General features: G+C 42.0%; 22 protein-coding genes and 1 pseudogene. 20 read left to right on the top strand and 3 right to left on the bottom strand.

Going from position 1 to position 20198, the window contains the following annotated elements:
* Positions 1-302: 302 nt before the first annotated feature.
* Positions 303-676 (bottom strand): annotated as a pseudogene (locus SMSK564_RS13450) (hypothetical protein).
* A gap of 202 nt (positions 677-878) precedes the next feature.
* Between SMSK564_RS13450 and rpsO the strand changes: the two are divergent.
* From rpsO to SMSK564_RS0102330, 6 genes are all read left to right on the top strand, one after another.
* Positions 879-1148, top strand: a complete 270-nt coding sequence (gene rpsO / locus SMSK564_RS07150; RefSeq protein WP_001018251.1) for a 30S ribosomal protein S15 — start codon at positions 879-881, stop codon at positions 1146-1148.
* A 771-nt stretch (positions 1149-1919) separates the two neighbouring features.
* Positions 1920-2540, top strand: coding sequence for a CadD family cadmium resistance transporter (locus SMSK564_RS07145; RefSeq protein WP_000531713.1), 621 nt, complete (start codon positions 1920-1922; stop codon positions 2538-2540).
* A 235-nt stretch (positions 2541-2775) separates the two neighbouring features.
* Entirely contained in the window at positions 2776-3822 is a 1047-nt protein-coding gene (locus tag SMSK564_RS07140) for a FecCD family ABC transporter permease (RefSeq protein ID WP_000949308.1), read from the top strand.
* A 1-nt stretch (position 3823) separates the two neighbouring features.
* Positions 3824-4579, top strand: coding sequence for an ABC transporter ATP-binding protein (locus SMSK564_RS07135; protein ID WP_000363110.1), 756 nt, complete (start codon positions 3824-3826; stop codon positions 4577-4579).
* 19 nt (positions 4580-4598) lie between these two features.
* The gene (locus tag SMSK564_RS07130) at positions 4599-5609 is read left to right on the top strand and encodes an ABC transporter substrate-binding protein (protein WP_000753242.1); all 1011 of its coding nucleotides are present in this window, start codon (positions 4599-4601) and stop codon (positions 5607-5609) included.
* On the top strand, positions 5590-6282 hold the full coding sequence (locus SMSK564_RS0102330) for an alpha/beta hydrolase-fold protein (RefSeq protein ID WP_000175760.1): 693 nt from the start codon (positions 5590-5592) through the stop codon (positions 6280-6282). Before SMSK564_RS07130 ends, SMSK564_RS0102330 begins: the two co-directional genes overlap by 20 nt.
* Positions 6283-6325: 43 nt before the next feature.
* Here SMSK564_RS0102330 and SMSK564_RS07125 read toward each other — a convergent pair whose 3' ends face one another.
* Positions 6326-7075 carry a lysophospholipid acyltransferase family protein gene (locus SMSK564_RS07125; RefSeq protein WP_000500206.1) on the bottom strand — a complete coding sequence of 250 codons (750 nt, stop codon included), beginning with the start codon at positions 7073-7075 and terminating at the stop codon, positions 6326-6328.
* Between the two features lie 133 nt (positions 7076-7208).
* Between SMSK564_RS07125 and SMSK564_RS07120 the strand changes: the two genes are divergently transcribed.
* The 6 genes from SMSK564_RS07120 (at position 7209) to SMSK564_RS07095 (ending at position 14314) form a co-directional block, all read left to right on the top strand.
* Complete coding sequence (locus SMSK564_RS07120) at positions 7209-9545, top strand: cation-translocating P-type ATPase (protein ID WP_004269542.1); 2337 nt, start codon at positions 7209-7211, stop codon at positions 9543-9545.
* Positions 9546-9646: 101 nt separating this feature from the next.
* On the top strand, positions 9647-10324 hold the full coding sequence (locus tag SMSK564_RS07115) for a tRNA (adenine(22)-N(1))-methyltransferase (RefSeq protein ID WP_000624062.1): 678 nt from the start codon (positions 9647-9649) through the stop codon (positions 10322-10324).
* Positions 10311-11108: a Nif3-like dinuclear metal center hexameric protein gene (locus SMSK564_RS07110; RefSeq protein ID WP_000881153.1), complete on the top strand. Its 798-nt coding sequence runs from the start codon at positions 10311-10313 to the stop codon at positions 11106-11108. The genes SMSK564_RS07115 and SMSK564_RS07110 overlap by 14 nt, the downstream gene beginning before the upstream one ends.
* Before the next feature lie 16 nt (positions 11109-11124).
* Positions 11125-12228 (top strand): NAD(P)/FAD-dependent oxidoreductase, encoded by a 1104-nt coding sequence (locus SMSK564_RS07105; protein WP_000754642.1) that lies wholly within the window; start codon positions 11125-11127, stop codon positions 12226-12228.
* A gap of 99 nt (positions 12229-12327) precedes the next feature.
* On the top strand, positions 12328-13347 hold the full coding sequence (gene galE, locus SMSK564_RS07100; RefSeq protein ID WP_001156556.1) for a UDP-glucose 4-epimerase GalE: 1020 nt from the start codon (positions 12328-12330) through the stop codon (positions 13345-13347).
* Between the two features lies 1 nt (position 13348).
* Positions 13349-14314, top strand: a complete 966-nt coding sequence (locus SMSK564_RS07095; protein ID WP_004269541.1) for a glycosyltransferase family 2 protein — start codon at positions 13349-13351, stop codon at positions 14312-14314.
* Between the two features lie 50 nt (positions 14315-14364).
* On the opposite strand, the gene SMSK564_RS12675 is transcribed toward SMSK564_RS07095, so the two are convergent.
* Entirely contained in the window at positions 14365-14571 is a 207-nt protein-coding gene (locus SMSK564_RS12675; RefSeq protein WP_176602631.1) for a ferredoxin, read from the bottom strand.
* Between the two features lie 45 nt (positions 14572-14616).
* Here SMSK564_RS12675 and SMSK564_RS07085 point away from each other — a divergent pair, with 45 nt between their 5' ends.
* The 8 genes from SMSK564_RS07085 to SMSK564_RS07055 all read left to right on the top strand — a co-directional run bounded on the left by SMSK564_RS07085 (position 14617) and on the right by SMSK564_RS07055 (position 20191).
* Positions 14617-15084, top strand: a complete 468-nt coding sequence (locus SMSK564_RS07085) for an SAG1386/EF1546 family surface-associated protein (protein WP_000410181.1) — start codon at positions 14617-14619, stop codon at positions 15082-15084.
* An 8-nt stretch (positions 15085-15092) separates the two neighbouring features.
* Positions 15093-15764, top strand: a complete 672-nt coding sequence (gene cmk / locus SMSK564_RS07080) for a (d)CMP kinase (RefSeq protein WP_000849399.1) — start codon at positions 15093-15095, stop codon at positions 15762-15764.
* 129 nt (positions 15765-15893) lie between these two features.
* Positions 15894-16232 carry a zinc ribbon domain-containing protein YjdM gene (locus tag SMSK564_RS07075; protein WP_001061597.1) on the top strand — a complete coding sequence of 113 codons (339 nt, stop codon included), beginning with the start codon at positions 15894-15896 and terminating at the stop codon, positions 16230-16232.
* A gap of 2 nt (positions 16233-16234) precedes the next feature.
* A complete protein-coding gene (locus SMSK564_RS07070) occupies positions 16235-16864 on the top strand; it encodes a Pr6Pr family membrane protein (RefSeq protein ID WP_000033941.1) in 630 nt (209 codons plus the stop codon).
* A 124-nt stretch (positions 16865-16988) separates the two neighbouring features.
* Positions 16989-18140 (top strand): MFS transporter, encoded by a 1152-nt coding sequence (locus tag SMSK564_RS07065; RefSeq protein WP_000808692.1) that lies wholly within the window; start codon positions 16989-16991, stop codon positions 18138-18140.
* A 99-nt stretch (positions 18141-18239) separates the two neighbouring features.
* Positions 18240-18989, top strand: a complete 750-nt coding sequence (gene truA / locus SMSK564_RS07060) for a tRNA pseudouridine(38-40) synthase TruA (RefSeq protein WP_000199194.1) — start codon at positions 18240-18242, stop codon at positions 18987-18989.
* Positions 18979-19752, top strand: coding sequence for a bifunctional hydroxymethylpyrimidine kinase/phosphomethylpyrimidine kinase (locus SMSK564_RS0102325; RefSeq protein WP_000794763.1), 774 nt, complete (start codon positions 18979-18981; stop codon positions 19750-19752). Before truA ends, SMSK564_RS0102325 begins: the two co-directional genes overlap by 11 nt.
* Positions 19730-20191, top strand: coding sequence for an ECF transporter S component (locus SMSK564_RS07055; RefSeq protein WP_000815000.1), 462 nt, complete (start codon positions 19730-19732; stop codon positions 20189-20191). Before SMSK564_RS0102325 ends, SMSK564_RS07055 begins: the two co-directional genes overlap by 23 nt.
* The last annotated feature ends 7 nt before the right edge of the window (positions 20192-20198 follow it).

Here is a 20198-nt window from a genome sequence, read left to right as displayed (position 1 = left end):
TATTGACGAATGTGTTAACCCTATTCTGAAAACAGGGACAGAGGACTGTGAAAGCTAGAAAAACAAAAAGCGACATCCTAGAAAGGACGTCGCAACGTGGTTCCACCTTCATTTATGTACCTCAAAAGAGAGGGACACCTCTGATTGGCTCTAACGTGGCCACCGTTTTATGTTTTCATAAAAAACTCAAGAGTAGTATCAGTTTAGGCTTCCTATGCGTTTCCAGCAACCACGCACTCTCTAGTAGAAAGGGACTAAGTGACTTGTCTCTATGGATTATTATAGCATGATTGTGAGATTTTTCAAGGATTTTGTGAAAGTTTTTTGTTTTTCATTTTTGTAGAATATGCTTGATACCAATACCGGAAGCCATGCCCACCAGAGCAAAGGTTTCATAGGCTAAAAAGTAGAACCAGATAAATTCACCAAAGGTTATGCTAGTAAAGCAAAAGAGCAGTCCGTTACCAATTAACCACCAAAGTGAGAAACGGAAACGGTAGCTATAGAGTAGCGATATAATCAAGATTACCAGAGGTGTAAAGAAGAGAAGATTGTTTATATAGAGTCCCTTGAGTGTAAGAGGGTCAGAAACAACTAGCAAGAACAACTCATAAAGCGGCCAATAAAAGAAAAATATGACCAGATAGTAGGGGAGATGGGAATAGAATCTAGGCATGATAATCACCTCGTTTAAAAACAGATAACTTAGATTTCTTGCTATGATTATTATAGCATGTTTAAAACAAGAAAGTAAATCTGTTGACAAAGAAGTTAGTTATTGGTAGAATAGGGATTGTCGTAAAGACAAATAACTTCTTCTTGGTTACAGGCATGCCAACCTGTCACTCGGATGAAGCCAAATAAAAAGGAGAAACATCATGGCAATCTCAAAAGAGAAAAAAAATGAAATCATCGCACAATATGCACGTCACGAAGGTGATACAGGTTCAGTAGAGGTTCAAGTTGCTGTCCTTACTTGGGAAATCAACCACCTTAACGAACACATCAAACAACACAAAAAAGACCACGCTACTTACCGTGGATTGATGAAGAAAATCGGTCGCCGTCGTAACTTGCTTGCATACTTGCGTAAAAACGACGTTAACCGTTACCGTGAGTTAATCAACTCTCTAGGACTTCGTCGCTAATTCAAGATACAAAGGCCGTCAAAAGCACAAAGCAAAAATAGGAAAATTGACGAAGAAACTTCAGTTTCTAGGAGATTTTATCTTTTTTGCCAAGTGCTTAGGCCGTGTTCAATTGAGCATATCTTGATAATGAAGCTACTCTAAAATGGGTAGCTTTTTTACTTTTGTCATCTTACCTTAGTATGCTCAAGTATAATCTTAGGTTACGGTTCCTAGCACTGTAAGGTAAAATAAACCAGATATTCTCCCTTCGGGGAGATTTTTTGTTTCACTAAAAATTTTGTACAACCTTCGCCTCGTCGCCTAGTCTATAAACGGTTTATCCAGCAAGAATTATGATGCTAAGGGCGTCAAAAATCCGTATGAAAATAGGGAAATGACACCGTGTTCGATGAACACAAGGAGTTTCATCTTTTTCACTAGGATTTCAGCCCGGGCTCAAATCAGCTCTCGGACTTCAGAGGGCTTTTTTATTGAGGTTTTATCGGTCACAATTTTGGAGACTACAAAAACTCTTCTGTCCAAGGCTTGTTGAGGCTGTCTGCAAGCCCCTTCGGAGAGCCCACACTTTACGAAGTAAAGTATAGTATGTTATACTTTACATGGAAGTAGTCACCGAATTCCAGTTAGAAATTACTTTGTAACTACGTTTTGAGGAGGAGTAAAATGCTTTCCTATGTTCGACATTACCCACTAGCGATAGCTAAATTAATGTGTCTGTGCTCTCCTAAAATCTGCTGATTTATTACTGACCAATACAGGAGGTTTTTTATGGGACAGACAATCATATCTGCTATTGGTGTTTATATTTCCACCAGTATCGATTATTTAATTATTTTATTTATTTTATTTGCACAGCTATCACAGAATAAACAAAAATGGCATATTTATGCGGGGCAATATCTAGGCACAGGCTTACTTGTAGGGGCGAGTTTAGTTGCTGCTTATGTCGTTAATTTCGTGCCTGAAGAATGGATGGTTGGATTGCTTGGTTTAATCCCTATCTATTTAGGGATTCGTTTTGCAATTGTTGGAGAAGGTGAGGAAGAAGAGGAAGAAGAGGAAGAAATTATTGAAAGATTAGAACAAAGCAAGGCAAATCAACTGTTTTGGACAGTTACATTGCTGACAATTGCGTCTGGCGGAGATAATTTAGGTATCTATATACCTTATTTTGCTTCGTTAGATTGGTCACAGACCCTCGTGGCCTTGCTTGTGTTTGTAATCGGCATAATTATCTTATGCGAGATTAGTCGGGTGTTATCCTCTATTCCGTTAATATTCGAGACAATTGAAAAATACGAGCGAATCATTGTGCCCTTAGTATTCATTCTACTTGGACTATACATCATGTATGAAAATGGCACGATAGAGACTTTTCTGACCGTGTAGATTTTTTTGTTTCACTAGGATTTTAGCCCGAGCTCAAATCAGCTCTCTGACTTCAGAGGGCTTTTTATGTTGTCACCTTACCTCGACATACTCAAGTATAATCTTCGGTTACGGTTCCTAGCACAATAAAACCAACTATATTCATTTGTTCTCATCTTGTTACGCAGTTGAAAATATGGTATACTTTTTCATGAGAATTTTCTAAATTTTTAAGATTCTATCAAAGGAGGTTTGCATGCTTTCCAAATTTTCTGGAAGCCGACAAGACCAGCAATTTGTGTTACTTTTAGTTATTTTGCTAGCTATTTTAGGGATTTCTCTCTTTCTAGCAGTTTCAATGGGATCTGTTGCGATTGATTTAGGAGATACCTATCGGATTATTTTGAGCAGGTTGGGATTTCCTCTTGAGGTAGGAGAGGTTTCCAAGTCCACTCTTGCCATTGTATGGAACATGAGATTCCCTCGAGTATTGTTAGGTCTGATAGTAGGAGCAGGCCTTTCTATGTGTGGTAGCGTGATGCAGTCTACAGTGAACAATCCCATCGCAGAGCCCTATGTCTTAGGCATCTCTGCTGGTGCAACTCTAGGTGCAACCTTGAGCATCATTCTTGGTTTAAAAGTGATGATTAGCCTTGGAGCTTTTCTTGGCGCTATTTTAGCAACAATTGCTGTCCTCATCATTGCCTCTATGCAGGGAAGGATGACGACTTCCAGTCTGATCTTATCAGGAACGGTGGTCAACGCTCTCTTTCTGGCTTTTTCCAACTTTATTATCTCAGTTGGCGCTAATGCGGATAGTGTGATGACCATTAAGTTTTGGACAATGGGTTCGCTCGCTGGGACTTCCTGGGCAGACTTGGTCCTGCCAACTATAGTGGTAGGAATGGCCTTTCTATTTTTCTCTACTCAGTATCGTGTTTTCAATGCGATGATGATGGGAGATGAGGCTGCTTTAACTTTGGGGATTCCCTTACGCTTTTATTGGTATCTTTATGTGACCATGGTGGCTGTGCTAACAGCAGTCTTAGTAGCAACCTGTGGGATTATTGGATTTGTTGGTCTGATTACTCCACATTTAGCTCGAGGGTTAGTAGGAACGAATTACAAGAGGCTTTTTCCTGTTGCAACCTTGCTGGGTGCCCTCTTTGTCATTTGGGCAGATGTACTCTCTCGAATCATCATTCCAAACGCAGAGCTTCCTATTGGTATTTTCACAGCCTTAGTAGGTGCTCCCTTCTTTATCTACATTGTTGGAGGTAGGCGAAGGGAGGTGAGGGTCTGATATGGACTTGATTTGTCAGGATATCCATTTTGGATTAGGAGAGAAAAAAATCCTCAAAGGAGTCTCTCTTAAGGTTGAAGGGCATCAATTTCACACGATACTAGGACCAAATGGAAGCGGGAAAACCAGTCTACTTAAACTCCTCTATCGTCAGGAAAAGGCGAACAAAGGCTTGATAAGCCTAGATGGAAAGCCGCTAGAGCATTGGTCACTCAAAGAAACAGCCAAGCAAATGGCAGTTGTGACCCAGTTTAACCAGCTGCAGTTTGATTGTACAGTTGAAGAAATCGTCTTGCTGGGAAGAACTCCCCACCTCTCTTTTTTACAGAAGGAAAGGGAAAGAGATTTTACCCTCGTTCAAGATGCCCTCGTTAAGGTGGATATGCTTGAAAAGAAAACTCGTCTCTATTCGTCTCTGTCAGGGGGAGAGAAACAGCGAGTCTTACTAGCCCGCGCCTTGGTGCAAGAACCGACTCTCTTGCTCCTGGACGAACCAACCAATCACCTGGATATCAAGTATCAGCTAGACTTGTTGGCCATTGTGAAGAATCTCAAGGTCAATGTTCTAGCTGTCCTACATGATATTCAACTTGCTTGTCGCTATTCGGATTATCTCTATCTGATGAAAGAGGGAGAAATCCTTTACCAAGGGACTCCAAAGGAGACCATCACCCCTGAGTCATTGCAAACTGTATACGGAGTTCAAAGTCAGGTTACTTGGACCAAGGATCAGCAAGCCATGATTCACTATTTATAAGAATGAAAAGGAAAACAAGATGAAAAAAACACTAAGCATTTTACTCGTAACAGTAGCTACCCTAACCATTGCAGCTTGTGGCAATACTACTACAGAAAAAGCTACCACACAATCTAGCACAGAAACAAGTCAAAAGGCGAGCACAGAGACGACTTATCCACTAACGGTCAAAACCTATGACGCGAAAGGAAATGAAGTAGAACAAGTTTTTGAAAAGACACCTGAAAAAGTTATCACCAACAATCTTTCAACCACTGAAATCTTATTGGAGTTGGGATTGAAGGATAAAATTGTTGGCATGCTCAATCCAGACAATGCTGTGACGGACAAATACAAGGACGCGATTGCGACTATTCCTCAAATTGGGGATAAAAAAACAGTCTCACAAGAGACAGTCCTTTCTTATGAGCCAGACGCTGTGATGGGTCGAAACATGATGTTTTCTGAAAAATCCTTGGGGACAGTTAGTACTTGGAATGAAAACAAAATCCCAGTTTATACGCAAAAAGCTTCTCTCTCAACAATTCAGCAAGATTTGGGGAATATCGTAGAAGATGTCAAAAATCTTGGAATGATTTTTAATGTCCAGGACAAGGCTAATGAATACGCAGCCCAATTACAAACTAAAATTGACGCTGTTAAGAAAGCAAACCCAGCAAGTCAAGGTGAAAAGAAAAAGGCTTTGATTATGGTTGCTTATAATGATGAAACCTTCGGTGCCTACAAGTCTGCCTTGCAAGAAAGTTTGCTGAACCAACTTGGTTATACAAACGTTGCTACGGGTACATCAGGCTTGACCTTGGAAAATCTCGTGTCAATGGATCCTGAATTGATTATCTATGTAACCAGCGATCGCAATAAAAAATTGGATGAAAAAGCAGTAGAGTTGATGAAGGCAAATGCTGTTTTGGAAAGCGTTCCTGCTATTAAAAATCAAAAAATCATGACCATCTCTTACGACGAGTTGATGGATTATGGTCCAGCAGTGATTGATTCTCTTGAGAAAATCAATGACTTTATCAATAAATAATGAGTTTGATTGGGAAGGAATCCAAGTCAAAATCAGCCTTCCTTCTAACTACGACCCCAATCAAACCTATCCGGCCATTTTATTGAATGATGGAAACTTGGCCTTCCTATCGTCCCTTTCCGAATCTGTGATTTTAGTGGGCTTGACCTCTAAAAATCGCCTAGATGACTACACTCCCTGGAAGGCAGCTGCTCTTAGAGATGGAGCTCCAGATTTTGGAGGTCAGGCCAACGTCTATCATGATCATTTATTTGGAGGTCTTTTAGACAAGTTGCAGTCACTTTATCGCCTGGACGAAACTCGCCTTGCTTATGGAGGCTACTCACTAGGTGGTTTGGCGGCAGTCTACAGTCTTTTCAGCTTTGTCAAGGTTTCCTGTGTCTTTTCGATCTGCGGTTCCTTTTGGTATCCTGATTTTGTGACTTACTGCAAGGAAGAAAATGTGAAAAATTTGGACTGTTTGCTGTATTTACAGAACGGTCAAACAGAAGGAGCCCATCATACTAATCGCTTGGCTCAAGCACCAGTCTATGCTGAGCAGATCCATACCAGTCTTCAAGAACGCTATCCGAACGGTCAGTTTGTCTTTGACCCTTATGGACACCATGAACAAGTAGCTGAGCGATTTTTAGCCTTTTCCAGCTGGTTGGCTCAAAAATGGAAAATCGAATAAAAGATTTATCCCTTGGCTTTTGCCAAGGGATTGTTGTATTTATTTAACTAAGTTTTTCTCTTTTCTTATCTGGATTCCAGATGAAGCTTGCGATGAAGCTAAAGATGATGGTTAGGATAGCGAGGATAATGGCAAGGATGAGGGCAGGGATGCGGATAAACCACCATAGTGGGTTTGGTTTTTTATCATTGTGCCATTGTTTCGTTTCTTGGTCCAGACGTTGGAATTCTGTTTGGATTCGATTGGCGACTGTTTCAATGCCTTCATCATTCATTTTCTTGATATCTGAGATATCTATTGGATTTCCAAAGTTCATATCGACACGCTCGCGGCTAACTAAGCCCTTCAAAGTCATGGGACCTGTGTAGGTAACTGGCATGATACGGACCTTGGCCATTTTGGCAATCAGAGCTACGCCCCCTTTGACATCGTTTGAGTGACGGCTCCCACTTGGAAACATGATGAGAGAGCGATTACTTTTTTTGAGGACATTGATAGGGTATTTGATGGCAGAAGCGCTAGGATTTTCACGGTCGATAGGAAAAGCGCCACACATACGAATCCACCAGCCAAAGATACGGTTGGTAAAGAGTTCTTTTTTTGCCATAAAGATAAACTGTTTTGGCTTGGTCGCAAAGGCCATGTAAACAGGATCCCACCAGGTACGGTGAGGGGCAACCAGAATATAATTTTCATCTTGATTAGGAATTTTATCAGTATTATGATAGTGGGCATTGCCATTGATGGACCATAGGAGCAATACAACTAATCCACGTAAATAAGTATAAAACATGCTATCTCCTTCGATTATTTTCTTGTTATTATTATACCTTATCAAAGGAGGGCTGGCAAACTTTTTCTATTTGTAATAAGTATATTTAGGATGAGATTAGTATTCTATCATAAAAAATGATATGATAGAATTTATGGATAAAAATAAGATTATGGGATTAACCCAAAGAGAAGTCAAGAAAAGACAGGCTAAGGGCTTGGTCAATGATTTTACTGCTTCGGCCAGTACCAGCACTTGGCAAATCGTTAAACGAAATGTCTTTACCCTTTTTAACGCTTTGAACTTTGCCATTGCTTTGGCCCTTGCCTTTGTGCAGGCTTGGAGCAATCTGGTCTTCTTTGCCGTTATCTGCTTTAACGCTTTTTCTGGAATTGTCACCGAGTTGCGGGCTAAACACATGGTGGACAAGCTCAATCTCATGACCAAGGAAAAGGTCAAAACTATTCGTGATGGTCAAGAAGTGGCTCTGAATCCTGAAGAATTGGTGTTAGGAGATGTCATTCGTTTGTCTGCAGGAGAGCAGATTCCTAGTGATGCCTTAGTTTTGGAAGGCTTTGCGGAAGTCAATGAAGCCATGTTGACGGGGGAAAGTGATTTGGTGCAAAAGGAAGTTGACGCCTTGCTTTTGTCTGGAAGTTTCTTGGCTAGTGGGGCAGTTTTAGCTCAAGTTCACCATGTCGGTGCAGACAACTATGCTGCCAAACTCATGCTGGAAGCCAAGACCGTTAAACCCATCAACTCTCGTATCATGAAATCGCTGGACAAGCTAGCTGGTTTTACTGGGAAGATTATCATTCCTTTTGGTCTGGCTCTCTTGCTAGAAGCCTTGATGTTGAAAGGTCTGCCTCTCAAGTCATCCGTTGTAAATTCGTCGACAGCCCTGCTGGGAATGTTGCCTAAGGGAATTGCCCTTTTGACCATTACTTCGCTCTTGACAGCGGTGATTAAGTTGGGCTTGAAAAAGGTCTTGGTGCAGGAGATGTACTCTGTTGAGACCTTGGCGCGCGTGGATATGCTCTGTCTGGACAAGACAGGCACCATCACCCAAGGAAAGATGCAGGTGGAGGCTGTTCTTCCTTTGACCGAAGAGCATGGAGAGTCAGCGCTTGCTAGCATCTTGGCCAGCTATATGGCCCATAGTGAGGATAAAAATCCAACAGCTCAAGCTATTCGAAAGCGTTTTGTGGGAGAAGTTACTTATCCTATGCTTTCGAATCTTCCCTTCTCTAGCGACCGCAAGTGGGGAGCAATGGAATTAGAAGGTTTGGGAACAGTTTTCTTAGGGGCACCTGAGATGTTGCTGGACTCAGAAGTCCCTGAAGCCAGAGAGGCCTTGGAGAGAGGTTCACGTGTCTTGGTCTTAGCGCTCAGTCAGGAGAAACTAGACCATTACAAGCCACAGAAACCATCTGATATTCAGGCTCTAGCCTTGCTGGAAATCTTGGACCCCATTCGGGAGGGAGCAGCAGAGACGCTGGACTATCTCCGTTCTCAGGAAGTAGGACTCAAGATTATCTCTGGTGACAATCCAGTTACGGTATCCAGTATTGCCCAGAAGGCTGGTTTTGCGGACTATGACAGTTATGTAGATTGCTCGAAAATTACGGATGAGGAATTGGTTGCTATGGCTGAGGAGACAGCTATTTTCGGACGTGTTTCCCCTCATCAAAAGAAACTCATCATCCAAACGCTGAAAAAAGCGGGTCATACAACGGCTATGACGGGAGACGGAGTCAATGATATTCTGGCCCTTCGTGAGGCGGATTGTTCTATCGTGATGGCTGAGGGAGATCCTGCGACTCGTCAGATTGCAAATCTGGTTCTCTTGAACTCTGACTTTAATGATGTTCCTGAGATTCTCTTTGAAGGTCGTCGGGTGGTCAATAACATTGCCCACATCGCCCCGATTTTCTTGATAAAGACCATCTATTCTTTCTTGCTCGCAGTTATCTGTATCGCCAGTGCTTTACTAGGTCAGTCTGAGTGGATCTTGATTTTCCCATTTATTCCAATCCAGATTACCATGATTGACCAGTTCGTGGAAGGTTTCCCACCATTCGTTTTGACTTTTGAGCGAAATATCAAACCTGTCGAGCCAAACTTCCTCAGAAGATCCATGCTTCGTGCCCTACCAAGTGCTCTCATGGTCGTCTTCAGCGTACTCTTTGTGAAAATATTTGGAAGTAGCCAAGGTTGGTCTGAGTTAGAAATCTCAACCCTACTCTATTATCTCTTGGGGTCAATTGGTTTCTTATCTGTATTTAGAGCCTGCATGCCATTCACTCTCTGGCGTGTCCTCTTGATTGTTTGGTCAGTAGGAGGCTTCCTAGCCACAGCTCTCTTCCCAAGAATTCAAAAATTGCTTGAAATTTCGACCTTAACAGGACAAACATTACCTGTTTATGGTGTCATGATGTTGGTCTTTACCGTGATTTTCATCCTGACTAGTCGCCATCAAGCCAGAAAATAAAGAAAGGCTGCAATCTGTGGATTGTGGTCTTTTTAGGTGCAAGTTTGCTAGCTGAAATGTGGTATAATAAGAGGTAATAGAGTTTTGGAAAGTGAGAGAAGATGATTTCAAAGAGATTAGAATTAGTGGCGTCTTTTGTGCCGCAGGGAGCCATTTTACTAGATGTGGGGAGTGACCATGCTTATTTGCCTATCGAGTTAGTCGAAAGAGGAAAAATCGAAAGCGCCATTGCAGGTGAAGTTGTGGAAGGACCTTATCAGTCTGCTGTCAAAAATGTTGAGGCCCACGGCTTAAAGGAGAAAATCCAAGTTCGTTTAGCCAATGGCTTGGCAGCCTTTGAAGAGGCAGATCAGGTATCGGTCATCACCATTGCTGGCATGGGAGGTCGTTTGATTGCTAGGATTTTAGAAGAAGGCTTGGACAAGTTAGCTAATGTAGAGCGTTTGATTCTCCAGCCCAATAATCGTGAGGACGATTTGCGTATCTGGTTGCAAGATAACGATTTTCAGATTGTGGCAGAAAGCATTCTAGAAGAAGCTGGCAAGTTTTACGAGATTTTGGTGGTGGAAGTAGGACAAATGAAGCTATCAGCCAGTGATGTTCGCTTTGGTCCTTTTTTGTCCAAAGAAGTCAGCCCAGTCTTTGTTCAAAAATGGCAAAAAGAAGCTGCTAAGCTAGAATTTGCTCTCGGGCAAATTCCAGAAAAAAATCTGGAGGAACGTCAAGTTCTAGTAGATAAAATTCAAGCCATCAAGGAGGTACTCCATGCTAGCAAGTGAAGTAATTAACGCATATGAAGCCTTTTGCCCTCAGGAATTTTCCATGGAGGGAGACAGTCGTGGCCTGCAAATTGGCACTTTGGACAAGGATATCCAAAGTGTCATGGTGGCTCTCGATATTCGTGAAGAAACGGTGGCTGAAGCCATTGAAAAGGGTGTAGACTTGATTATTGTCAAGCACGCGCCGATTTTCCGTCCGATCAAGGATTTGGTAGTTAGCCGTCCACAAAATCAGATTTACATTGATCTGATAAAGCATGATATCGCAGTTTATGTCAGCCATACCAATATTGACATCGTTGAAAATGGCCTCAATGACTGGTTCTGTCAGATGCTAGGCATCGAGGAGACGACTTATCTACAGGAGACAGGTCCTGAACGTGGAATTGGACGTATTGGAAATGTTCAGCCTCAGACATTTGGGGAATTGGCCCAGCATGTCAAGCAAGTCTTTGGCTTAGATAGCCTGCGATTGGTGCATTATCAAGAGAGTGATTTGCAGAAGCCTATTTCAAGAGTGGCCATCTGTGGTGGAAGTGGGCAGTCATTCTATAAGGACGCTTTGGCAAAAGGGGCAGATGTTTATATCACTGGTGATATTTATTACCATACTGCCCAGGATATGCTGTCTGATGGTTTGTTGGCATTGGATCCAGGCCACTATATCGAAGTGCTTTTTGTGGAAAAAATCGCAGCACTCCTTACTCAATGGAAGGCAGAGAAGGGCTGGTCTATTGATATTTTGCCTAGTCAAGCATCGACCAATCCTTTCCACCATATCTAGTTAGAAGGTGAAGACAATGAAAAAAGTTGCCATTATTGGAGCAGGAATTGTGGGGGCAACAGCTGCCTACTACCTCTCGAAAGAAAGTGATCTAGAAGTAACTGTCTTTGACCATGGACAAGGTCAGGCTACCAAGGCCGCAGCAGGAATTATCAGTCCGTGGTTGTCCAAACGCCGTAATAAAGCCTGGTACAAGATGGCGCGCTTGGGAGCTGACTTTTATGTGGATTTATTAGCTGATTTAGAGAAGTCAGGGCAAGAAATTGACTTTTACCAGCGTTCGGGAGTCTTTCTCCTGAAAAAGGATGAAACTAAGTTGGAAGAACTCTATGAACTAGCCCTCCAGCGCAGAGAAGAATCTCCCTTGATAGGGCAATTAGCCATTCTGGACCCAGCATCAGCTAATGAATTATTCCCTGGCTTGCAGGGATTTGATCACTTGCTCTATGCTTCTGGTGGAGCGAGAGTAGATGGTCAACTCTTAGTGACTCGTTTGCTGGAAGCCAGCCATGTCAAGCTGGTCAAAGAAAAAGTGACTCTGACACCTTTAGCATCAGGCTACCAGATTGGCGAAGAGGTGTTTGATCAGGTTATTTTGGCGACGGGAGCTTGGTTGGGACACCTGTTAGAGCCTTTAGGTTATGAAGTAGATGTTCGTCCCCAAAAGGGGCAACTCCGAGATTATCAGCTTGCCCAAGACATGGAAGCTTACCCTGTTGTTATGCCCGAAGGGGAGTGGGATTTGATTCCTTTTGCAGGTGGGAAATTGTCCTTAGGCGCTACTCATGAAAATGACATGGGATTTGATTTGACGGTAGATGAAACCTTACTCCAACAAATGGAGGAAGCAGCCTTGCCCCATTATCCAGTTTTATCTAAAGCGACTTCAAGGACTGAGCGTGTGGGAATCCGTGCCTATACCAGTGATTTCTCACCTTTCTTTGGGCAAGTACCTGGCTTAGCAGGTGTCTATGCTGCTAGTGGACTAGGTTCATCAGGCCTCACAACGGGTCCTATCATTGGTTACCACCTAGCCCAACTGGTTCAAGGTAAGGAATTGACCTTGGACCCAGCAAACTATCCAATTGAAAACTATGTCAAACGAGTAAAAAGCGAATAAGAATTTTACTGAAATTTTAGCTTAGCTTCTAGGATTGTAAATGACATTCCCTATCAAAAATGGTAAAATAAGAAAAAATCCGAGAATCGAGGAACAAAGATGCAAGAAAAGATTTTGGTAACAGGTGGAGCTGGTTTTATCGGAACCCACACAGTTATTGAGTTAATCCAAGCAGGTCATCAGGTTGTTGTGGTGGATAACCTTGTTAATAGTAACAGAAAAAGTTTAGAAGTTGTTGAAAGAATCACAGGAGTTGAAGTTCCTTTCTATGAGGCAGATATCCGTGACACAGATACCCTCAGAGATATTTTCAAGCAAGAAGAACCAACAGGGGTCATTCACTTTGCTGGTTTGAAGGCTGTTGGCGAATCAACACGTATCCCTCTTGCCTACTATGATAATAATATCGCTGGAACTGTTAGTCTTTTGAAGGTCATGGAAGAAAACAACTGTAAAAACATCATTTTCAGTTCTTCTGCGACAGTTTACGGGGATCCGCACACAGTACCCATCTTGGAAGATTTCCCACTTTCAGTGACCAACCCATATGGCCGCACCAAGCTTATGCTAGAGGAAATTTTGACGGATATTTACAAAGCAGACTCAGAATGGAATGTGGTTTTGCTTCGTTACTTTAACCCAATCGGAGCGCATGAGAGTGGTGATTTAGGAGAAAATCCAAATGGTATTCCAAACAATCTTTTGCCATATGTAACTCAAGTAGCTGTTGGAAAATTAGAGCAAGTGCAAGTGTTTGGAGACGATTACGATACGGAAGACGGAACTGGTGTTCGTGACTATATCCACGTTGTCGATTTGGCTAAAGGTCACGTTGCAGCTCTGAAAAAAATTCAAAAAGGTTCAGGTCTAAACGTTTATAACCTTGGAACAGGTAAAGGCTACTCAGTTCTTGAAATTATCCAAAATATGGAAAAAGCAGTGGGACGCCCAATTCCTTACCGCATCGTAGACCGTCGCCCAGGGGATATCGCAGCCTGCTATTCAGATCCTGCAAAAGCCAAAGCAGAACTGGGCTGGGAAGCAGAACTCGACATCACCCAAATGTGTGAAGACGCATGGCGTTGGCAAAGCAAGCATCCAAATGGATTTGAAGACTAAGATGGTGATGTCAATCATTGTCCCCTGTTTAAACGAAGAGGAAGTACTTCCTCTTTTTTATCAGGCTTTGGAAGCTTTACTTCCAGATTTGGAAACAGAAATCGAGTATGTCTTTGTCGATGATGGATCGAGTGATGGGACCTTGGAACTCTTAAAGGCCTATCGAGAACAAAATCCGGCAGTGCATTATATTTCTTTCTCACGAAATTTTGGCAAAGAAGCAGCTCTCTATGCAGGCTTACAATATGCGACAGGAGATTTGGTGGTGGTGATGGATGCAGACCTCCAAGATCCTCCTAGTATGTTGCTTGAGATGAAAGCTCTACTAGACAAAAATGCAGACTTGGACTGTGTTGGAACACGCAGAACCAGTCGAGGGGGAGAACCCTTCTTTCGCAGTTTCTGTGCTAATCTCTTTTATCGTCTTATGCAAAAAATTAGCCCAGTAGCCTTGCCCTCAGGTGTCCGTGATTTTCGCATGATGAGACGGTCTGTAGTCGATGCTATTTTAAGCTTGACCGAGTCCAATCGTTTTTCAAAGGGGCTCTTTGCCTGGGTGGGTTTCAAAACCTACTATTTGGACTATCCAAATGTCGAAAGGCAGGCTGGTAAGACCAGTTGGGGTTTTAGGCAACTCTTTTTCTACTCCATGGAAGGAATCGTGAATTTTTCAGATTTTCCCTTGATTATCGCCTTTGTGGCTGGTCTCCTATCTTGTTTCATTTCTCTACTGATGACCTTTTTTGTTGTGGTTCGGACTCTCATTTTGGGCAATCCGACATCAGGTTGGACCTCTCTGATGGCTGTTATTCTCTTTCTTGGAGGCATTCAACTCTTGACCATTGGGATTCTCGGCAAGTACATCAGTAAGATTTATCTAGAGACTAAAAAAAGACCACTTTATCTTATCAAAGAAAAAAGCGACCTTCCTGATTTTACAGAAAAAAATAAAGTGAAAAGACTATAATTTTACATGGAAATGTGCTAAACTAGAGGGAGTGGATTATCGCCATTGATTTAGGCTTCCTGGTTTCCAATCAGGGCGCGAGTTGGGCAATTTTTAACAGCCTCTAAGACGTCCTGACTAGGAGAAATTTCTTTTTCCAGTTGGTCAGGGTCATCGTAAAAACGCACGATTCCATTATCGTGGTAATCAAATAAATCAGAATAAGTTTGGCAAAGCCCACAGGCGATACATCGTTTAGGTATAAGTGTGATTTTCATATTTATATTGTAATAAGAAAAGTAAAAAAAAACAAGGAGTAGGGTATGGAAAAAGAACCGTGGCAAGAAGATATTTATGATCAAGAAGAATCAAGAGCAGAGCGTCGTAAGAGAACTCAAGGCAGAGATGTAGTGGCCAATCGTGTCTTGACGATTTTAGCTAGTATTTTCTTCGTGATTGTAGTCGTGATGATTATTGTTCTTATCTATCTATCAACGGGGGGGAGTAATCGCACAGCAGCCTTGAAAGATTTTCATGATTCAGATGCAAATGTAGTACAGATTTCATCTTCTAGTAGTTCCCAGCCTGAACAGAGTTCAGAATCTTCTTCTGAACACTCGGAGGAAGCTACAGATCCAGAAGGGACGACAAAAGTCTTAGCTGGAGAAGGAGAAGCAGCCATTGCCGCTCGCGCTGGGATTTCGATTGCTCAGTTAGAAGCCTTAAATCCTAGTCATATGGCTACAGGGTCTTGGTTTGCTAATCCAGGTGATGTTGTCAAAATCAAATAGGAGTTGATATGAAAACAATTCAAATTGCTATTGACGGCCCTGCTTCAAGTGGTAAGAGTACGGTCGCAAAGATTATTGCTAAAGACTTTGGATACACCTACCTAGATACAGGTGCTATGTATCGTGCGGCGACCTATATGGCTCTCAAGAACCAGTTAGGAGTAGAAGAAGTTGAAGCACTTCTAGCCTTATTGGACCAGCATCCAATCAGTTTTGGACGTTCAGAAACTGGAGAACAACTTGTCTTTGTAGGAGATGTGGATATTACCCATCCTATCCGTGAAAATGAAGTGACCAATCATGTTTCAGCCATTGCGGCAATTCCTCAAGTGCGTGAGAAACTAGTTTCCCTCCAACAAGAAATTGCCCAACAAGGCGGTATTGTCATGGACGGTCGCGATATTGGGACTGTTGTATTGCCCCAAGCAGAATTGAAAATTTTCCTAGTAGCTTCTGTTGATGAGAGAGCAGAGCGCCGTTACAAGGAAAATATTTCCAAGGGAATTGAAACAGACCTTGAAACTCTAAAAGAGGAAATTGCTGCGCGTGATTACAAGGATAGTCATCGTGAGACTTCACCTCTTAAACAAGCAGAGGATGCTGTCTACCTTGATACAACTGGTTTGAACATTCAAGAAGTAGTTGAAAAAATCAAAGCAGAAGCTGAAAAAAGAATGTAGATGTTGGAAAGCCGATAGATTGATATCGGTTTTTTCTAAATTTGTCAAAATACTGATTTTAAGGTATAATAGTTGCTGTTCGAGAAATTTTGATTTTCAAAGAATAGTGAATGATGATAAGGAGAAAACATGAACAACCTACCAAATTGCCCAAAATGTAACTCAGAGTATGTCTACGAAGACGGTGCCCTACTGGTTTGCCCAGAGTGTGCTTATGAGTGGAATCCTGCTGAAGTTGCAGATGTAGAAGAGGGCCTTGTTGCTGTCGATGCCAACGGAAATAAATTGGCTGACGGTGATACTGTTACCCTCATCAAGGACTTGAAAGTAAAAGGTGCGCCAAAAGATTTGAAACAAGGGACGCGCGTGAAGAATATCCGCATCGTAGAAGGCGACCACAATATCGACTGTAAAATTGATGGCTTTGGTGCCATGAAACTTAAATCAGAGTTTGTGAAGAAAATTTAAGCATGTCAAAACACTATAAACTTGTATTTTATAGCCGTATCTTCTTGTTTCTAGCGGCTTTTACGGGAGTTTATCTTGAAATCGCCAAGCATGGTGGATTTGGGATGTTACTCTATTATACGGTTCTGTCAAATCTGTTAGTAGCGATTTTTACGCTCTATCTCCTAAAGGTTATGAGCCGTTTAGGTGAAAATTGGCAAAGGCCAAGTCTCTTGCGCTTAAAAGGTGGGCTCACCATGAGTATCATGATTACCTGTGTGATTTACCATTTCCTCTTGGCGCCCATTGCGACTAATTTCTATACTCTGGAAAATTTCCTTTGCCACTATATCGTTCCCCTCTGGTTTTTAGCAGATACCCTCTTTTTTGACAAACAGGGTCAATACAAAATCTGGGATCCAGTTGTGTGGACGATTTTACCCTTGCTGTATATGATTTTTGCTCTTTTTAATGGCTTGGTATTGAAACTTGATGTTCCTAATTCTAAGGTCAGTCCCTTCCCTTACTTCTTTTTGAATGTGAACAAGGGTTGGGATGTCGTGTTCAAGTGGTGTCTGATTATCTTTGTTGCCTATATGGTGGCAGGATTTATCTTCTACTTTATCAAGCAAATCAAGAGAAAATTATCCTAAGACACAAGGGATTCATTTTCGAGTTTAAGAAGGAGTCTATACACTAAAGAGGCTTCTTCTTTTCTTGCTTGTTTGATAACTATCAAAGAAGTAGAAGATTAAGAGAAATATAGAAAGAGATTTCATGAAACAATTTTTAGAACGGGCCAGTATTTTGGCTCTCTCCCTCGTTTTGATTACATCCTTTTCCATCTCGAGTGCCCTGCCAGCCATGTTTGACTATTATCAAGGATATCCTAAGGAACAAATTGAGCTCTTGGCTAGCTTGCCATCCTTTGGAATCATGATTATGTTACTACTAAATGGTTTCTTAGAAAAAATATTTCCTGAGCGATTACAGATTAGTTTGGGATTGCTGATTTTATCACTGAGTGGAACGGCTCCATTTTGGTATCAAGCCTACCCCTTTGTCTTTGGAACAAGGATTCTTTTTGGTTTGGGTGTTGGGATGATCAATGCCAAGGCCATTTCTATTATCAGTGAACGTTATCAAGGAAAAACGCGAATTCAGATGCTAGGGTTACGCGGTTCTGCAGAGGTTGTTGGGGCTTCTCTCATTACCTTGGCAGTCGGTCAGTTGTTGGCCTTTGGTTGGACAGCTACTTTCTTAGCTTATAGTGCTGGATTTTTGGTGCTGACCCTCTATCTGCTCTTTGTCCCTTATGGAAAAGAAAAGAAAGAAGTCAAGAAAAAAACGAAGGAAGCCAGTCGCTTAACTCGGGAAATGAAGGGCTTGATTTTTATCCTAGCTATCGAAGCGGCAGTTGTAGTTTGTACCAATACGGCTATTACTATTCGTATTCCAAGTTTGATGGTGGAAAGAGGACTTGGAGATGCCCAGTTATCTAGTTTTGTTCTTAGTGTCATGCAGTTGATCGGGATTGTGGCTGGTGTGAGTTTTTCTTTCTTGATTTCTATCTTTAAAGAGAAACTGCTCCTCTGGTCTGGTATTACCTTCGGCTTAGGGCAAATCGTGATTGCCTTGTCTCCATCCTTATGGGTGGTTGTGGCAGGAAGTATTCTTGCTGGTTTTGCCTACAGTGTAGCCTTGACGACGGTCTTTCAACTTGTCTCTGAAAGAATTCCAGCTAAACTACTCAATCAAGCGACCTCATTTGCTGTATTAGGCTGTAGTTTCGGAGCCTTTACGACTCCATTCGTTCTAGGTGCGATTGGCTTACTAACTCACAATGGGATGTTGGTCTTTGCTATCTTAGGATCTTGGTTAATTGTAACCTCTATCTTTGTCATGTACCTACTTCAAAAGAGAGCTTAGGATTGTTTTCCTAAGTTTTTCTTTTTGGAAATATTGTACCCATACAATTATAAATTTTCTAGCTTGTTACGAGACTAATTTCTTGATAAAATAGAAGTTATGACGAGATATAAAGCAACTATTTCCTATGATGGTTACGCCTTTGCTGGTTTTCAGCGCCAGCCTCATGCGCGTAGCGTTCAGGAAGAAATTGAAAAAACCTTGACCAGGTTAAATAAGGGGCAAACAATTACTGTTCACGGTGCTGGTAGGACAGATAGTGGGGTTCATGCTCTGGGACAGGTGATTCATTTTGACCTAGCTTATCAGATGGATGAGGAAAAGCTCCGTTTTGCTTTGGACACCCAGTCTCCTGAAGATATTGATGTGATTTCAATTGAGCTTGTGGCTGATGATTTTCATTGCCGTTATGCAAAACATAGCAAGACATATGAGTTTATCGTAGACAGGGGCCGTCCCAAAAATCCTATGCGCCGTCACTATGCTACTCACTTTCCTTATCCGCTTGACGTGGAACGCATGCAGATTGCAATCAAAAAGCTAGAGGGAACCCATGATTTCACTGGCTTTACAGCCTCTGGGACTAGTGTAGAGGATAAGGTTCGCACCATTACAGAAGCTAGTCTCAGGGTTGATGAGACAGGCCAGTTTTTGACTTTTACCTTTTCAGGAAATGGTTTCTTGTATAAGCAGATTCGCAATATGGTGGGGACTCTTCTCAAAATCGGCAATAACCGCATGCCAGTAGAGCAGATTGACCTGATCTTAGAGAAAAAGGACAGGCAACTTGCAGGTCCCACTGCAGCACCTAATGGTTTGTATTTAAAGGAGATTCGTTATGAAGAATAATCGTATTTTAGCACTTTCAGGAAATGATATTTTTAGTGGTGGTGGTTTGTCCGCTGATTTGGCTACCTATACCTTAAACGGCTTGCATGGCTTTGTAGCAGTGACTTGTTTGACAGCCTTGACAGAAAAAGGATTTGAAGTCTTTCCAACTGACGATACCATTTTTCAACATGAATTAGATAGCTTGCGTGATGTGGAATTTGCAGGGATTAAGATTGGTCTTTTACCAACTGTCAGTGTGGCTGAGAAGGCCTTGAACTTTATCAAACAACGTCCAGGAGTGCCTGTGGTTCTGGATCCTGTCTTGGTCTGCAAGGAAACGCACGACGTAGCAGTTAGTGAACTCTGCCAAGAGTTGATTCGCTTTTTCCCTCATGTCAGTGTGATTACGCCTAACCTCCCAGAAGCAGAATTATTAGCTGGTCAGGAAATCAAAACCTTGGAAGATATGAAAACTGCAGCACAGAAATTGCATGACTTAGGAGCGCCAGCAGTCATTATCAAGGGAGGCAATCGCCTTAGTCAAGACAAGGCTATGGATGTCTTTTATGACGGACAAAAATTTACAGTCCTAGAAAATCCTGTCATCCAAGGCCAAAATGCTGGTGCAGGTTGTACCTTTGCCTCTAGCATTGCCAGTCACCTAGTCAAAGGTGATGAACTTTTACCAGCAGTAGAAAGCTCTAAGGCTTTCGTTTATCGTTCTATTGCACAAGCAGATCAGTATGGAGTAAGACAATATGAAGCAAACCAAAACAACTAAAATCACCCTTGTATCCCTATTAACCGCCCTTTCTGTGGTTCTAGGCTATTTCTTAAAAATTCCAACACCGACAGGAATTCTAACTCTCTTAGATGCGGGTGTTTTCTTTGCGGCCTTTTACTTTGGTAGTCGTGAAGGAGCTGTAGTCGGAGGCCTAGCAGGTTTCTTGATTGACCTCTTATCAGGCTACCCTCAGTGGATGTTATTTAGCTTGGTCAACCATGGCTTGCAGGGATTTTTCGCAGGATTTAAAGGAAAAACTCAGTGGTTAGGCCTTATCTTAGCAACGATTGCCATGGTAGGGGGTTACGCCTTGGGTTCTACATTGATGAATGGTTGGGCTGCAGCCCTACCAGAAATTTTACCAAATTTCATGCAAAATATGGTAGGGATGATTGTAGGATTTATCCTTAGTCAAAGTATCAAGAAGATTAAGTAATGAGGCT

The sequence above is a fragment of the Streptococcus mitis SK564 genome, from assembly GCF_000148525.1.
GTDB lineage: Bacteria > Bacillota > Bacilli > Lactobacillales > Streptococcaceae > Streptococcus > Streptococcus mitis_H.
Note: the sequence above shows the minus strand (reverse complement) of the source record. Positions and strands in the feature narration are given on the sequence as shown.

Excerpts from the sequence above, each read along its gene's own strand:
- rpsO (WP_001018251.1), top strand. The coding sequence starts at position 879 with ATGGCAATCTCAAAAGAGAAAAAAAATGAAATCATCGCACAATATGCA.
- SMSK564_RS07145 (WP_000531713.1), top strand. The coding sequence starts at position 1,920 with ATGGGACAGACAATCATATCTGCTATTGGTGTTTATATTTCCACCAGT.
- SMSK564_RS07140 (WP_000949308.1), top strand. The coding sequence starts at position 2,776 with ATGCTTTCCAAATTTTCTGGAAGCCGACAAGACCAGCAATTTGTGTTA.
- SMSK564_RS07135 (WP_000363110.1), top strand. The coding sequence starts at position 3,824 with ATGGACTTGATTTGTCAGGATATCCATTTTGGATTAGGAGAGAAAAAA.
- SMSK564_RS07130 (WP_000753242.1), top strand. The coding sequence starts at position 4,599 with ATGAAAAAAACACTAAGCATTTTACTCGTAACAGTAGCTACCCTAACC.
- SMSK564_RS0102330 (WP_000175760.1), top strand. The coding sequence starts at position 5,590 with ATGACTTTATCAATAAATAATGAGTTTGATTGGGAAGGAATCCAAGTC.
- SMSK564_RS07125 (WP_000500206.1), bottom strand. The coding sequence starts at position 7,075 with ATGTTTTATACTTATTTACGTGGATTAGTTGTATTGCTCCTATGGTCC.
- SMSK564_RS07120 (WP_004269542.1), top strand. The coding sequence starts at position 7,209 with ATGGATAAAAATAAGATTATGGGATTAACCCAAAGAGAAGTCAAGAAA.
- SMSK564_RS07115 (WP_000624062.1), top strand. The coding sequence starts at position 9,647 with ATGATTTCAAAGAGATTAGAATTAGTGGCGTCTTTTGTGCCGCAGGGA.
- SMSK564_RS07110 (WP_000881153.1), top strand. The coding sequence starts at position 10,311 with ATGCTAGCAAGTGAAGTAATTAACGCATATGAAGCCTTTTGCCCTCAG.
- SMSK564_RS07105 (WP_000754642.1), top strand. The coding sequence starts at position 11,125 with ATGAAAAAAGTTGCCATTATTGGAGCAGGAATTGTGGGGGCAACAGCT.
- galE (WP_001156556.1), top strand. The coding sequence starts at position 12,328 with ATGCAAGAAAAGATTTTGGTAACAGGTGGAGCTGGTTTTATCGGAACC.
- SMSK564_RS07095 (WP_004269541.1), top strand. The coding sequence starts at position 13,349 with ATGGTGATGTCAATCATTGTCCCCTGTTTAAACGAAGAGGAAGTACTT.
- SMSK564_RS12675 (WP_176602631.1), bottom strand. The coding sequence starts at position 14,571 with ATGAAAATCACACTTATACCTAAACGATGTATCGCCTGTGGGCTTTGC.
- SMSK564_RS07085 (WP_000410181.1), top strand. The coding sequence starts at position 14,617 with ATGGAAAAAGAACCGTGGCAAGAAGATATTTATGATCAAGAAGAATCA.
- cmk (WP_000849399.1), top strand. The coding sequence starts at position 15,093 with ATGAAAACAATTCAAATTGCTATTGACGGCCCTGCTTCAAGTGGTAAG.
- SMSK564_RS07075 (WP_001061597.1), top strand. The coding sequence starts at position 15,894 with ATGAACAACCTACCAAATTGCCCAAAATGTAACTCAGAGTATGTCTAC.
- SMSK564_RS07070 (WP_000033941.1), top strand. The coding sequence starts at position 16,235 with ATGTCAAAACACTATAAACTTGTATTTTATAGCCGTATCTTCTTGTTT.
- SMSK564_RS07065 (WP_000808692.1), top strand. The coding sequence starts at position 16,989 with ATGAAACAATTTTTAGAACGGGCCAGTATTTTGGCTCTCTCCCTCGTT.
- truA (WP_000199194.1), top strand. The coding sequence starts at position 18,240 with ATGACGAGATATAAAGCAACTATTTCCTATGATGGTTACGCCTTTGCT.
- SMSK564_RS0102325 (WP_000794763.1), top strand. The coding sequence starts at position 18,979 with ATGAAGAATAATCGTATTTTAGCACTTTCAGGAAATGATATTTTTAGT.
- SMSK564_RS07055 (WP_000815000.1), top strand. The coding sequence starts at position 19,730 with ATGAAGCAAACCAAAACAACTAAAATCACCCTTGTATCCCTATTAACC.